General features: G+C 71.0%; 11 protein-coding genes and 1 pseudogene. 3 read left to right on the plus strand and 9 right to left on the minus strand.

Annotation, left to right across the window (positions count from 1 at the left end; all coding sequences use genetic code 11):
- Positions 1-71: 71 nt before the first annotated feature.
- The 6 genes from ABZ896_RS25240 to ABZ896_RS25265 form a co-directional block, all read right to left on the minus strand.
- The gene (locus ABZ896_RS25240) at positions 72-2,123 is read right to left on the minus strand and encodes a beta-galactosidase (RefSeq protein ID WP_360933292.1); all 2,052 of its coding nucleotides are present in this window, start codon (positions 2,121-2,123) and stop codon (positions 72-74) included.
- 39 nt (positions 2,124-2,162) lie between these two features.
- Complete coding sequence (locus tag ABZ896_RS25245) at positions 2,163-2,981, minus strand: carbohydrate ABC transporter permease (protein WP_360933295.1); 819 nt, start codon at positions 2,979-2,981, stop codon at positions 2,163-2,165.
- The gene (locus ABZ896_RS25250) at positions 2,978-3,916 is read right to left on the minus strand and encodes a sugar ABC transporter permease (protein WP_360933298.1); all 939 of its coding nucleotides are present in this window, start codon (positions 3,914-3,916) and stop codon (positions 2,978-2,980) included. The genes ABZ896_RS25245 and ABZ896_RS25250 overlap by 4 nt, the downstream gene beginning before the upstream one ends.
- 11 nt (positions 3,917-3,927) lie before the next feature.
- The gene (locus ABZ896_RS25255; protein ID WP_360933301.1) at positions 3,928-5,265 is read right to left on the minus strand and encodes an ABC transporter substrate-binding protein; all 1,338 of its coding nucleotides are present in this window, start codon (positions 5,263-5,265) and stop codon (positions 3,928-3,930) included.
- 117 nt (positions 5,266-5,382) lie between these two features.
- Complete coding sequence (locus ABZ896_RS25260; protein ID WP_360933303.1) at positions 5,383-6,417, minus strand: LacI family DNA-binding transcriptional regulator; 1,035 nt, start codon at positions 6,415-6,417, stop codon at positions 5,383-5,385.
- A 171-nt stretch (positions 6,418-6,588) separates the two neighbouring features.
- On the minus strand, positions 6,589-7,440 hold the full coding sequence (locus ABZ896_RS25265; RefSeq protein WP_360933306.1) for a hypothetical protein: 852 nt from the start codon (positions 7,438-7,440) through the stop codon (positions 6,589-6,591).
- Positions 7,441-7,541: 101 nt separating this feature from the next.
- Between ABZ896_RS25265 and ABZ896_RS25270 the strand changes: the two genes are divergently transcribed.
- From ABZ896_RS25270 to ABZ896_RS25280, 3 genes are all read left to right on the plus strand, one after another.
- Complete coding sequence (locus ABZ896_RS25270; protein ID WP_360933309.1) at positions 7,542-8,579, plus strand: serine/threonine-protein kinase; 1,038 nt, start codon at positions 7,542-7,544, stop codon at positions 8,577-8,579.
- A 151-nt stretch (positions 8,580-8,730) separates the two neighbouring features.
- Positions 8,731-9,408: a response regulator transcription factor gene (locus ABZ896_RS25275; RefSeq protein ID WP_360933312.1), complete on the plus strand. Its 678-nt coding sequence runs from the start codon at positions 8,731-8,733 to the stop codon at positions 9,406-9,408.
- Between the two features lie 77 nt (positions 9,409-9,485).
- Positions 9,486-10,355, plus strand: coding sequence for a hypothetical protein (locus tag ABZ896_RS25280; protein WP_360933315.1), 870 nt, complete (start codon positions 9,486-9,488; stop codon positions 10,353-10,355).
- Here ABZ896_RS25280 and ABZ896_RS25285 read toward each other — a convergent pair.
- The 3 genes and pseudogenes from ABZ896_RS25285 to ABZ896_RS25295 all read right to left on the minus strand — a co-directional run.
- On the minus strand, positions 10,340-11,446 hold the full coding sequence (locus ABZ896_RS25285) for an FAD-dependent oxidoreductase (protein WP_360933318.1): 1,107 nt from the start codon (positions 11,444-11,446) through the stop codon (positions 10,340-10,342). The two genes, ABZ896_RS25280 and ABZ896_RS25285, sit on opposite strands and share 16 nt — an antisense overlap.
- A gap of 148 nt (positions 11,447-11,594) precedes the next feature.
- Complete coding sequence (locus tag ABZ896_RS25290) at positions 11,595-12,509, minus strand: YceI family protein (protein ID WP_360933320.1); 915 nt, start codon at positions 12,507-12,509, stop codon at positions 11,595-11,597.
- Between the two features lie 5 nt (positions 12,510-12,514).
- Positions 12,515-13,465 (minus strand): annotated as a pseudogene (locus ABZ896_RS25295) (maleylacetate reductase); the annotation flags it as partial.
- Between the last annotated feature and the right edge of the window lie 81 nt (positions 13,466-13,546).

The following is a 13,546-nucleotide window of genomic DNA, read 5'->3' on the forward strand; positions in this document are numbered from 1 at the left end:
ATACGGTACTTGCATGAAATGAGAATGCCAATACCGAAGCCGACGATGAGTGTTCTCCTCCGCGCTTCGGCTCAGTCCTCCGTGAGGACCTTCACGTCCCAGGGCCCCAGAGGCACCTCCTCCGCGTAGGTCGCGTCCGCGAGGACGTCCCGCAGGGGCGCCGGCACCGGAACCGTCACCTCGTCCCACGACCAGTTGTGCAGGAAGCGCACCCGGCGCCCGTCCCGCGCGGTCGCCGAGGTCGCGGTGACGCTCGGGTGGGCGGGGCGCCACGCTTCCGGCACGGCCCACTCGAAGAGCGCCCGCGCGAACGCGGGGTCGGGGACCGTACCGACGTAGGTGATCCGGCCCTTGCCGCAGACCTGGGTCGTGGCGGCGGGCCACCGCCCGAAGTGGGGGTGCTGGTAGGTCGCCAACTCCTCGGCGCCCTGCGGCTGGAGGCCGTCGGCCCAGTGCAGGGCGTGCGCGTCGGCCGGGAGGGGCAGTACGGCCGTCCCGGTCACCTTCAAAGCCTCGCCGAGGTTGCTGAACTCGTCGTACATCACCCCCGCCGCCTCGGCCAGCCGCCCGGGCTGCACCTCGGTACGCGCCCGCGCCTCGGTGTCGCCGTATGCCGTCCGGGGACCGACGACCAGGTGGCCGCCCGCCTCGGCGTACGCCTTAAGCCGGTCCAGGATCTCGTCGTCGGCCGCGTAGTACGCGGGGACGACCAGCACCGACGGCAGCTCGCCGTCCGGGAGTTGACCGGGATGCACGATGCGGGACTGGAGCCCCGCGTCGAAGGCGCCCCGGTAGAAGGCGTCGAAGACGCGCTCGTACGACCGTCCGTCCGCACCCCCGTCCGCCGTGGCGAGCGGGGGCTGGCCCTGGAGGGCCCACTTGCTCGAACCGTCGTAGAGGAAGGCGACGTCGGCGTCGGGGGTGAGGGAGGCGGCGAGGTCGCCCGCCTTCTCGAACTCGGCGCCCAGCGCGGCGAGTTCGCGGTAGACGCGGCCGGGCTTGCCGCTGTGCGGGAGGATCCCGCCCCAGTAGGTCTCGGCCCCGAAGTGCAGGGTGTGCCAGTGCCAGTACTCGATCATCGAGGCGCCCCGGGAGACCAGCGCCCAGGCGGCCTGGCGCCACTGTCCGTCGTAGGCAGGGCGGTTGTTCCAGGGATAGCTGATGGCCTGCGCGTTGGTCTCGGTGACGAGGAAGGGTTCCTGGCGGGAGGAGTACATGCGGTCGGCGCTGCGGTACAGCGCCCAGGTGCCGTTGGTCGTCCAGTCCTGCCCGGGTCCGTCCCGGTCGGGCAGTTCGAGGGCGTCCTGCATCGTGTAGTACGGGTTGCCGGCCGTGACGTCGAGGCGCTCGGTGAGCTTGTCGTCCTCGACGCCCGGACGGTCGTAGGAGATGCAGGTGGTGACGCACTGGCCGGGGCGGGCGTACTCGCGCACGATGTCCGCCTGCCAGGTGATGAACTCGGTGACGAGCCGGGCCTGGAAGCGCCGCCAGGCCAGGTCGTACTGCGGCTGGGCGTTGCCGTCGGGGGTCCACAGGTCGGCCCAGGTGGAGAGCCGGTGCGACCAGTAGACCAGGCCCCATGCGCGGTTCAGGGTCTCCACGTCGCCGTACTGGGCGCGGAGTTCGTCCACGAAGCGCTGGAACACGCCGTGGTTGTGCAGGAGTTGGAGGCCCGGTTCGTTGTCGACCTGGTAGCCGATCACCGCGGGGTGGTCGGCGTACCGGGCCACGATCTTCCGGATGATCCGCTCGGCGTGGAAGCGGAACGCCGGGTGGGTGAGGTCGACCTCCTGACGGGCGCCCCAGCCGATCCGCTCGCCGGTGCGGGACTCCCCCGCGATCTCCGGGTACTGGCGGGCCAGCCACGGTGGGACGGCGTACGTCGGGGTCCCGAGGATCACCGAGATACCCCGCTCGTGGGCGCCGTCCAGGACGGGCTGGAGCCAGTCGAGGTCGAAGCGGCCGTTCTCCGGTTCCCAGGTCGACCAGACGGACTCGCCGACCCGGATCACGGTGAAGCGGGCCTCGGCCATCTGGTCGAGGTCGTCCTTCAACCGCTCGTACGGCTGGTACTCGTGGTAGTAGGCGGCGCCGAAGAGGACCCGGGGTGGAAGCGCGAACATCCTTCTCCAATACGGTGGTTGAGTCTTTCCTGGAACCCGTCAGCCCTTGACCGCACCCGTGGACAGGCCTTCGAGGAGTTGCTTGCGCAGCACCACGAAGAGGGCCACCGCGGGCACGACGGCGATGACGGCTCCGGCCAGCACGAGGTCGTACTGCCGTTGCTCGGAGACGAAGAGGGTCTGCAGGCCGAGCGGCAGCGTGTACTGCGAGCTGTCGGAGACCAGGACCAGCGGCCACAGGAAGCTGTTGTAGCTCTGGAGGAACTGCCAGACCGCCAACGCGCCCAGCGAGGGCCGCAGAAGAGGCAGCACGATGGTGCGGAAGATGCCGAACTCGCTCGCCCCGTCGATGCGGGCGGCCTCCAGGACCGAGTCCGGGATCGACTGCACGATGTACTGCTGCATCATGAAGATCCCGAACGCGGGCGCCACCCAGGGCACGATCAGCGCGAACCAGGGGCTTCCGAGGCCGGTCTTGACGAGGATCACGAACAGCGGCACGAGGATCACCGCGAAGGGGATCGACAGCGAGCTGAACATCACGCCGAAGAGCAACTGACGGCCCGCGAAACGGAACTTGGCGAAGCCGTATCCGGCCAGTGCGCAGACGAAGACGGAGACCGTCGTGGCGACGAGGGCGACGACCGTGCTCATCAGGAACCAGCGCCAGAACGGCTGCCCGGAGAACAGGCGTTGGTAGTTGTCGAGGGTGAACGGGTCTGGGAAGAGCCGGGGCGGGTAGGCGAAGATGTCGCCGCGCGGCTTGAAGGACCCGCTCAACGCCCAGGCCAGCGGGGCGAGGAAGCCCACGAGCAGCAGAACGAGCGTGCCGTAGAGGGGAATACGGGTGCGCATCATGCGGACGCCCTCCCGATGCCGAGGAGACGGTTGAAGAGCTGGCTCAGTCCGAAGACGAGGACGAAGAGGACGACGGCCGCGGCGGCCGCGTACCCGAACTGCTGGCGCTGGAAGGCGGCCCGGTAGATGAACATCGTGACCGAGAGGGTGGATTCGGCGGGGCCGCCACCGGTGAGCAGGTAGGGCTCCTCGAAGATCTGGGCCGCGCCGATGAAGGAGGTCACGACGACGAACGCGGTGACCGGCTTCAGGGCGGGCAGGGTGACGGTGGTGAAGGTGCGCAGGCGTCCGGCACCGTCGAGGGCTGCGGCCTCGTACAACTCCTTGGGCACGTTCTGGAGTCCGGCGAGGAAGAACACCGTGAGGTAGCCGGTCCAGCGCCAGATCATGACGAGCGCGATGCTCACCTTGGCGAGACTGGGGTCACCGAGCCAGTCGACGCCACCGGTGCCGAACAGCGCCCGCAGCACCGAGTTGATCAGCCCGAACTGCCGGTCGAAGAGCAGTCCGAAGATGAGCGCGACGAGGATCGGGGAGACGACGATCGGCACGAAGTAGGCGGTGCGCCACAGGTCCCGGGCGCGCAGGCCACGGGTGTTGAGGGCCTGGGCGATGAGCAGGGCGAGCGGGACGACGACGCAGACGGAGACGAGCACGAAGACGGCCGTGTTGCCGAGGGCCCGGTGGAAGCTGATGTCGGTGGCGAGCAACCGGTAGTTGCGCAGGCCCACCCAGTGCGGGCTGCCGAGACCGACCCATTCGGTCATGCTCAGCCACAGCGACACGGCGACCGGGACCAGCATGAACAGCACGTAGAGCAGGTAGAAGGGCGAGATGAAGAGGTACGGCGCCCAGGACCTGCGCGGGCGGCGGGCGGTGCCGGTGTCGGTGGCACCGGAGGTGGTGCGGGCGCGGCCCGCTAGGGCGGTGGTCATGGCGGGGCCTCCTAGCGTCCGGCCTGGTCGCGGTAGTCGGCGGCGGTCTGTTTGAGGGCCTGGCGTGGGGTGAGGTCGCCGCGGTAGGCGCGCAGCAGGTTGCCGGCGAGGACGTCGAAGAGGATCGACTGGTCGGGGCTCTGGTAGAAGGCGGGGACGTCCGGCAGGAGCGAGCGGTAGAGGCTGAAGAGCTTCTGGCCGCCGCAGAACTCGTCCGTGGAGGCGTTGAGTTCGGGGTCCTCGTAGACGGAGCGGCGGGTGGGCAGATAGCCGGTCTCGGTGTACCGGCGCACCTGTCCTTCGTGGGTGAGCCAGGTGTTGAGGAGGAAGTCGACGGACGCCTCGGTGTTGGCCTTGTCCTTGACGACGCCGAAGCCGGTGCCGCCGAGCGCGGCCGTCACACCGCCGCCCTCCGTGAAGCGGGGCATCGCCCGCACCCGCCATTTCCCCTTCTGCTCGGGCACGTTGGAGATCAGGCCGTAGGTCTTGTACCAGATGGCCATGGGCAGGCCGACGACCTTGTCCGTCTTCAGGGCGGCCTGCATCGCCGCTCCGTAGTAGTCGGAGATGTCGATGACGAAGCCGGTGCGCAGTCCGTCGCAGAGGAAGCGCAGCACCTCCTCGGCCTCGGGCGAGTCGAGGACCAGCTCGCCGTCGGCGTCGAAGAAGGAGCCACCGCGCTGGTAGAGCAGCATCTGGAAGGACTGCACGACCTGGCCGGTGTCGCTGCCGACGGTGGAGACCACGCACAGGGAGGCGCCGTGGTCCTTGTGCACCTGGGCGCCGAGTTCGGCGTACTCCTCCCAAGTGGCCGTGTCCGTGGGGAGGTTCCACTTCCGGAAGAGGTCGTCGCGGTAGTAGTAGACGACCATCGGGGTGTCCGAGTCGAGGGCGTAGAGCCTGCCGTCCTTGCTGTAGGGGGCGAGGCGGGCGGGCAGCAGGTCGGCCTTCAGGCCGGGGACGGCGGCGATGTCCGGGGTGAGGTCGTGCAGCAGGCGTGGGGCGATGTCGCCGCGCAGCATGCGGGGGAAGCTGCCGATCTCGAAGCCCACCATGTCGGGGGTGCCGCGCCCCGCGACGGCCTGGGCGAGCAGCTTGGTGACGAGGTCGGCGGGTGCGGCCCTGGTGACCTTCAAGTGGTAGCGGACGTCGGTGAGTTGATCTGCCTCCGGTATGCCCTTGCGGAAGAAGTTCTCGTACCCGGGGTCGTGGGTCCACAGGGACAGGGTCACGTCTCCGGAGGTGCGGGCGGTGGTGCTGTCGGCTCCGCAGGCCGTGAGGGCGGCTGCGGTGCCGAGGCCGAGGGCGCCCCGGAGCAGGGTGCGGCGGGTCGGGGGTACGGGGAACACACGTGACTCCTCACGTGGTGCGGCTACGGGAAGCGCGGTGCGGCCGTCCCGGGCGGCACACGCGGGCAGGGCGGACGGGGCCCGGGGCGGGTTGCCAGGGGCCGCTGCGCCGACGGTTCAGCGGTTGGTGGGGCGGGTTCCGGTCGAGGACCGTACGGTCAACTCCACGACGGGTTCGGTGCGTTCGGCGGGCACCGGTCTTCCTTCGATCAGGGCGATCAGCACGTCGACGGCACGGTCGGCGACGGCGGTGAAGTTCTGCCGGACGGTGGTCAGGGGCGGGGAGAGATAGGCGGCCGCGGGGATGTCGTCGTAGCCGACGACGCTCACGTCACCGGGGACGTCGAGCCCCGCCTCCGCGAACGCCCGCAGGGCGCCGATCGCCATGTCGTCGTTGGCGGCGAACACGGCGGTGACATCAGGGAGTTGGGCAAGCTGTCGGCCGGCCGCGTACCCGGAGGCCGGGCTCCAGTCCCCCTCGGCCGCCAAGGGCGGTTCGGGGGCACCGGCGGCGGCGAGCGCCTCCCGCCAGCCGCGTGCACGGTCCCGGGCGGCCCACCAGTCGTGCGGGCCGGGGATGTGCCAGACGGTGCGGTGGCCGAGCGAGAGCAGGTACGCGGTGGCCGTCCTCGCCGCCGTGACCCCGTCGGCGCCGACCACGGCGCCGGCCCCCTCGGTGATCTCGATGCCCTCGGCGAGGCTGACGAGGGGGACGTCCGCGCCGAGCCGGAGCGGGGTCCCGTCGTCGATCGGCTCGGACAGCACGATCCCGTCCACGCCCTGTTCCAGCAGCGCCTCCACGGCGACCGAGACCGGCTGCCCTTCGAGGGTGCCGGCCAGGGCGAAGGAGTAGCCCGCCCGGTGCATCGCCCGCTCCAGGGCGAGGAGCAGGGTGGACGGGCCGTACAGGGCGGTGCCGAGGGAGACGACACCGATCCTGCGGTACCGGCCGAGGAGCAGGGCGCGCGCCGCGTTGTTCGGGCGGTACCCCAGCTCCTGAACGGCCCTCAGTACGCGGTCGCGCACCTCCGGGCTGACGTGCGGTTCGCCGTTGACGACCCGCGAGACGGTCTTCTGGGAGACACCGGCGGCCCGCGCGACCTCGGTCATGCCGGGGCCGCGCCGGGGACGTCCGGTTCCGGTGACCGCCATGCGCGCTCCTCGCCGTCCAGTGAGTGACTACGTAGTCAATGACTACGTAGTCAGGACAGTGACAGGCACAGAGGGCGACGTCAATGCCTCGGGCCGGAAAGAAGCGGTTCGGCCGGTCGACGTCCGACCCGCCGAACGCACGGTGTCCTCAGCGGCCGTACCAGCGGGTGCTCACAGGCCGTACCGGCTCTTCAGGTGCCGCCAGAAGTCGCGCAGCATCCACTTGTCGAAGTCGGTGATCTGGGTCGCGCTGCCGGCCTTCATGAGGAAGCAGCACTGGCCGGTCGGGGTCCAGTCGTAGAAGTCGTCGAGGCCGAAGGTGTGGCCGACCTCGTGGAGATAGATGTGGATGTTCTCCTGGGCCAGGGCGCCGGTGAAGTACTCCTGGCCGACGCGCTGGCCCCAGTCACCGCCGGCGCCGCCCTGGAAGCCCTTGGTCAGCCAGAGCGACTGGTCGTAGTGGCGGGCGACTCCCCCGGGGCACTTGGAGTAGTTGCCGTCCTGGTGGAAGAAGCGGCCGCAGTCGGGCGCGCACTGCGGGGCGCCACCGCTGTCGAGGTTGCCGGCGTAGATGTCGACCGAGTTGTCGGTCCACTGCAAGGTGGAGCGGTCCTTGACGGCCCAGCCGACGATGTTGACCGGCACGGTGGTGTAGGGCCAGGCGTTGGTGCCCGTGCCGTTGTCGAGCATGGCGGCCATCCACTTGCCGAACTGCTTCTTCAGGGCCGCGTGGATCTGGTCCCTGAGGGCGGTGCTGACCGGGGCGTCGGACTCCCAGCGGACGCAGTAGTTGACGCTGCCCTTGTTCGCCATGACCTGGTCCCAGCCGTAGTTGCGGAAACCGTAGAGGTCGGGATAGGTCGACTCGACGTGGTTCCACACCTCGTTCAGCGGCTGGACGAGATTGGCGGGCGGGCTCCAGTTGTCCGCCGCCTGGGCCGGGGACGCCGTCGCGACGGGGGCGACGAGGACCGCGGCCAGTGCGGCGAGGACGGTGAGCAGACGGGTGATGCGGGTGCGCATGAAGTGAACTCCCTTCGTGGGGGCCGGGATTTCACCCTTGGGTCGCCGCCGGTCGCGCCCGGGTTGCCCCCTCTGCCGAACCCGGCACGGAACGTGCTGTCATGGACGCGGGGGAGGTGAGCGCCATGCGGATCGGGGGCCGCTACCGCCTGGTCGAGAGCGTCGGCCAGGGTGGCATGGGGCGGGTGTGGCGGGCCCGGGACGAGATGCTCCAACGCCCGGTCGCGGTCAAGGAGTTGTACTTCGACGGCATCGAGGCGGACCGGGACGCCCGGCGGGCGCGCGCCCTGCGCGAGGCGCGGGCCGGTGCGCGCGTCGACCACCCGGGCGTCGTGCGGATCTACGACGTCCTGGAGGAGGACGACCGGCTCTGGATCGTGATGGAGCTGATCGAGGCACCGTCGCTGGAACAGACCGTCACCGCGCACGGGACGCTCGACGTCCACGAGACGGCCCGCGTCGGGCTCGCCCTGACCGAGGCGCTGGCCCGGGTCCATGCCGCCGGAGTCCTGCACCGGGACGTCAAGCCCGGCAACGTCCTGCTCGCCCCCGGCGGACGGGTCGTCCTGGCCGACTTCGGGATCGCCGCCCTGCACGACGCCCGGGCGATCACCCGGGACGGCCTGCTGCTCGGCTCCCCGGAGTATATGCCCCCGGAACGCGCGACCGGAGCGGCCCCCGGCCCGGCCTCCGACTGGTGGTCCCTGGGCGCCACCCTCTGCACGGCCCTCACCGGCCGCTCCCCCTTCGCCCGGCCGTCGGCGCCCGCGACCCTGCTGGCGGTCGTCCACGAGGATCCCGAACTTCCCTCCGTGGACTGTCCGTTGACTCCCCTGCTGCACCGGCTGCTCAGCAAGGACCCGGCGCTGCGGCCGGGCGCGGACGAGATCGCGGCCTTCCTGACCCCGCTCGCGACACCTCCGCCGCCCCGGCCCGCACCCACGGCACCGCCCGTCCGCGACGTCCGCTCCCGGCTCCTCGTCGCCGCGGTCCTGATCGTCGCGGCCGCCGTGGCGACCGTCATGGTGCTCACCGCGATTCCGCCCGGCGGGGAGACCCGCCTGCCGGACACGACACCGCCTCCTACGGTCGCGGGCACGTCACGACCGCCGTCGCCACCGGGCCCCTCGACTCCGTGACCCAAACCTCCCGACCCAAAAACGGAATGTGATCCACCACATAACCGACACGCTACCGTTTCGATAGCTCCGGGGTTACGCTGATGCCCACGAGAACGAAACCGTTTCGTTCAGCATCTACTCCGCTGGGCGAGGATGGAGTACGCACGCCATGACCACCGTCCTCATCGCCAATCACCAGTCCCTTCAGCGCGTCGGCCTCCGTATGCTCCTGGCCTCCCAGCCCGACCTGACCGTGGTCGGCGTGGCGGCGGACGGAGCGGAGGCGGTCCGCCTGAGCGCCGAGCTCCGGCCGGACGTCGTCCTGCTGGACAGCCGTACGGCCGCCCCGGACGCCGTCGAGACCGTCCGCCGGCTCGCCCACGCACCGGACGGACCGGCGCCGCACGTCCTGCTCCTCACCCCGGACACCGACGCCCCTCCCTACGCGGCCCTGCGCGCGGGAGCCGCCGGACACCTCCCCGAGAACGCCACCCCCGAGGAACTCACCGCCGCCATCCGGGTCGTGGCCGCCGGTGACGTCGTCGTCTCCCCCGGACTGACCCGCGCGCTCATCGACACGGTGCGCACCCAGCGCGCCCTGGACCGCCCGCTGCGGGGCGGCCAACTGGACGCTCTCACCGAACGCGAACGCGACGTCCTCACCGCCGTCGCCTCCGGCGACTCCAACGCCGAGATCGCCAGCCGTCTCTCCATCGCCCCGACCACCGTGAAGTCCCACGTCAGCAACATCCTCACGAAGATCGGCGCGCGCGGCCGGGTGCAGGCGGTGGTGTTCGCCTACGAGACCGGGCTGGTCCGGCCGACCCAGCACGTCCTGCGCGCCTGAGTACTTCTGACAGGCGGCGCTTCTGACAGGCAGCGCTTCTGATAGGCACGGGGCAACCACGCGAGGAAAGAGTGCCGATGCCCCTCAGTTCGTACGTCGAGTCCTGGCACCCGGCGCCCGTCACGGAGACGGACCCGCTTCCGCCCGGTCCGACAGCCGCGGTCTCCGCGCTGCTGGACCTGCCGGAACCGGTGGCCGGGGCCGGGGATCCGTTGCCGCCACTGTGGCAGTGGTTCCACTTCCTGGACTGGCCCGCGCAGCGGGAGCTCGGACCGGACGGGCATCTGCGCGACGCGCGCTTCCTTCCGCCGATTCCCGAGCGGCAGCGGATGTTCGCGGGCGGGCGGTGCGAGATCGTGTCGCCGCTGCGGGTCGGTGAGCCGGTCACGCGGGTCAGCAGCCTCCGTGCGGTCACACCGAAGCACGGGCGCACCGGGGAGCTGTTGTTCGTCACCGAGCGGCAGGAGTTCCGGCAGGGCGGGCGCGTCTGTGTCGTGGAGGAACAGGACATCGTCTACCGCTCCGGGCGGGTTTCGGGGCGGCATCCGGAGTCGGTCGACTCGCAGAGCGTGCCGACGGGTTCAGCACCCTGGGGGCTGAGCCTCCAGCCGGATTCCCGTCTGCTCTTCCGGTTCAGCGCGCTCACCGCGAACGCCCATCGCATTCACTACGACACCCCGTACTGCCGTGACGTCGAGGGGTATCCGGGGCTCGTCGTGCACGGGCCGCTGCTCGCGGTGCTGATGCTTGATCTGGTCCGGCGGCATGCCGCCGGCCGGCGGGTGCGGACGCTGTCGTATCGCCTGCACCGTCCGGCCTTCGCCGGTGAGCACCTGCTCGCCGAGGGGACCCCGACCGAGAGCGGGGTCCGCCTGCATGTCTCCAGCCACCGGGAAGCCCGGCATGCGACGGCTGAGGTGACCTTCGCCCCTCAGGCCGCCGTATAGCCGAGTTGGCGCCGCATGTACGGGGTCATCAGCGTCTTCGCCTTGGCCAGTGTCGAGGTGCGGGCGCCCAGTACCGCCGTCTCGCCGCCCGGTACCGGGAGGACCGTCACGCCGTCCGCCGGGCCGAAGGGGATGATCAGGGGGGTGCGGTGGACCGGGCGGTAGAAGCGGGGTTCCTTGCGATGGCGGCCCGAGCTGTTCAGGTGGGCCCGGATGTTCCAGGCCGCCAGGTCGGCCTGGGCCAGGGCCGCCGGGGTGATCTTCTGTTCCGTCGCGTCGTTCACGTCACCCACCGCGAAGACGTCCAGATGGCCCTCGGCGCGCAGGGTGCGGTCCACCTTCACATGGCCCGAGGAGTTCAGCCACTCGCCGTGGCCGCCGAGGCGCAGCCACAGGGTGTTGGGGGTGGTGCCGGTCGCCCAGAAGGAGAGGTCGGCGGCGATGACGTCGCCGTGCGCGGAGCGGTAGGTGCCGAAGTCGTTGCCGGGCGCCATGAAGGAGTCGAGGCGGACCTCGACATCGTGCGCCTCCAGCCAGGTGCGGGCCTTGCGGCCGGCCCGCCCGCTGCCCGCGGAGTGCAGCAGCTCCGTGCCGGAGTGGGCGAGGGTGACCCGGGCGTCGGGCCTGGCCAGGCGGATCTCCGCGCTGAGTTCGACCCCGGAGGGCCCGCCCCCGACGACGAGGATGTGCTCGGCCCGGGTGATGCTCTCCTGGTGCTCCGCGAAGGACTTCATCGCCTCCTCGGTGGTGGTGCCGGTGAAGCGCGCCGGTTCCGGGTAGTCGGCGCCGGTGGCGATCACCACGACGTCGTACGGCAGTCGCGTGCCGTCGGCGAGCACGACCCGGCGCTCGGCGGTGTCGATGCGGAGCGCCTTGCCGACGACCACCCGGCCGTGCCGCAGGAGTCGGTCGTAGGGTATGAAGGGCGTCACCGTCCACTCCCTGCGCACACCCGCGCGCAGGGAGGAGATCCGGTGGAAGAACACTTCCTTGCGGTCCACCAGGGTGACCCGGGCGGTCGCGTCCAGCCGTTTCGCCAGCCGGACGCCCGCATAGCCGCCGCCGATCACCACTACGTCGCCGTCACTCACGCCGAATCTCCTGCACGGTGGGGGGAGTCGAGCGCCATGACGGACTCATGCCCGCGCCCCCGTGCACTCGGATGACGGTGAGAATAACGCTTGAAACCTCAAGTGTCAGGTGAGTCCTGTGTGACTTTGGTGAAGCTGTCTCACCCCTTTACTCGGGCGGGGTCGGTGTGTCATGGGTGCGGTACATCGCCTGTACGTCCAGCTCCAGTTGGACCGTGGGCCCGACCACCGCGATGCCCCGGGCCAGCATGGAACGCCAGTTGAGGGTGTAGTCCTCGCGGTGCAGCTCCGCGGTGGCGAGGGCCGCGCAGCGCAACTCCTCGCCGTAGCCGCCGTTCACGGTGCCCAGGTAGGTGGTGTCCAGCGCGACCGAGCGGCTGACGCCGTGCATCGTGAGGGTGCCCTGGAGGGTCCACTTGCTGCCGCCCCGGTAGGCGAACCGCGTGCTCACGAAGTCGATGTGCGGGAAGCGCTCGACGTCGAGGAAGTCGCCGGACCTCAGATGCGCGTCGCGGGTGTTGTTCCCGGTGGTGATGCTGGAGGCGTCGATGCGGACGTGCACCCGGGACTGGGCCATGTCCTGCGCCACCTGGATGCCGCCCTCGAACCGCTCGAAGCGGCCGTGCACATGGGCCATGCCGACGTGCTTGGCGATGAAGCGGATCGCGGTGTGGGGCGGGTCGAACAACCACACGCCGGGCGTGGGGAGTTGCAGCGCCGCGGCGGGCTGGAGCCAGATCCGCTCGGCGGGTGCGACCGCGCCCTGGTGGATGTCGACCGTCTCCCGGTGCGGCTGGAGTCCCTCGGCCGCGGCAAGCAGGCTGTACCGGCCGGGCGGCAGCACGGCCATGAAGTTGCCGTAGGGGTCGGTCGTCGCGCGGGCCGCCACGCGGTGCGTGTCCAGGGCGGTGACGGTGACGTCGGCACCGGCCATCGGCGAGCCCATCGGGTCGACGATCTCCCGGGCCACGGCGCCCGCGCCGGCGGGGAGGGGGACGGAGAGGCCCGCCGCCTCGGCAAGGGCAGCCTTGGACCGCCGGCGCCTGAGGAGTGCGAGGGCCATGGTGTTCACCTTTCTTCGGGGACTGCTTCTTCGGTGGGGAGATCGGGGTGGCGTCCCTCGTAGGCCGCCCGCAGAAGCGTGAGCACGCCTTCCTGGGAGACGGGACGCGGGTTGGCGTACGGCTGTCCCGCCACCTGCGCGGCGGCCTCCGCCAAGTCACTCTCCTTGAGGCCGAGTTCGGCGAGGGAACGCGGGGCGCCGAGGCGTCCGGCCAGTTCCCACAGGGCGTGTGACGGGTCGTCGGCACCGAGCGCCTGGCGCAGTGCCGTCAACGCCCCCGGAGCCGCAGGGGCGTTGTAGGCGAGGGCGTACGGCAGGACGACGGTGTGCGTCTGCGCGTGCGGCAACCCGTAGGTGCCGCCGAGGACATGGCAGAGCTTGTGGTGCAGGCCCATCGTGGTCGCCCCGAGGCACGCCCCGCACAGCCACGCGCCGTACAGCGCCCGGCCGCGCGCGTCCAGGTCGGCGGGGTCGGCCGCGAGCAGCGGCAACGCCTCGGCCATCGCCCGTACGCCGTCCTGGGCCATCAGCGCGATCAGCGGCGAGGTGTCGGGGGCGTACAGCGCCTCCACGGCGTGGGCGAGGGCGTTGACGCCGCTGGTCACGGTGAGCGGCACCGGCAGGGAGAGGGTCAGCTCGGGGTCGTAGACGACACTGCGGGGCTGGACCTTCGGGTCGCGTCCCGTCCGCTTGACGCCGTTCTCGGTCAGGCCCCACACCGGGGTCATCTCGGAGCCGGAGTAGGTGGACGGGACGGCGATCAGCGGGAGTCCGGTGCGCAGGGCGATCGCTTTGCCGAGGCCGACCGAGGAGCCGCCGCCGACCGCGACGACCCCGTCGGCCCCGGCCGCGCGGGCGACCGCGACGGCCCGGTCGGCGTCCTCGACGGGCACGTGCATCCGGGCCTCGGCATGGAGTCCGGCGCAGGCGTCGCCGAGGGCGTCCGCGGTCGACCGCTACGCCACCCGGGACATCACCCTCGGCCCCGCCACGATCCGCAGCGGCGACCTCGTCACCGTCTCCCTGGCGGGCGCCAA

Origin of the sequence: Streptomyces sp. NPDC047072 (assembly GCF_040643855.1) — a bacterium.
GTDB lineage: Bacteria > Actinomycetota > Actinomycetes > Streptomycetales > Streptomycetaceae > Streptomyces.

Bases quoted from the DNA above. Each gene is read 5' to 3' on its own strand.
- ABZ896_RS25270 (WP_360933309.1), top strand. From the start codon at position 7,542: ATGGACGCGGGGGAGGTGAGCGCCATGCGGATCGGGGGCCGCTACCGC.
- ABZ896_RS25290 (WP_360933320.1), bottom strand. From the start codon at position 12,509: ATGGCCCTCGCACTCCTCAGGCGCCGGCGGTCCAAGGCTGCCCTTGCC.
- ABZ896_RS25250 (WP_360933298.1), bottom strand. From the start codon at position 3,916: ATGACCACCGCCCTAGCGGGCCGCGCCCGCACCACCTCCGGTGCCACC.
- ABZ896_RS25275 (WP_360933312.1), top strand. From the start codon at position 8,731: ATGACCACCGTCCTCATCGCCAATCACCAGTCCCTTCAGCGCGTCGGC.
- ABZ896_RS25260 (WP_360933303.1), bottom strand. From the start codon at position 6,417: ATGGCGGTCACCGGAACCGGACGTCCCCGGCGCGGCCCCGGCATGACC.
- ABZ896_RS25245 (WP_360933295.1), bottom strand. From the start codon at position 2,981: ATGATGCGCACCCGTATTCCCCTCTACGGCACGCTCGTTCTGCTGCTC.
- ABZ896_RS25240 (WP_360933292.1), bottom strand. From the start codon at position 2,123: ATGTTCGCGCTTCCACCCCGGGTCCTCTTCGGCGCCGCCTACTACCAC.
- ABZ896_RS25280 (WP_360933315.1), top strand. From the start codon at position 9,486: ATGCCCCTCAGTTCGTACGTCGAGTCCTGGCACCCGGCGCCCGTCACG.
- ABZ896_RS25265 (WP_360933306.1), bottom strand. From the start codon at position 7,440: ATGCGCACCCGCATCACCCGTCTGCTCACCGTCCTCGCCGCACTGGCC.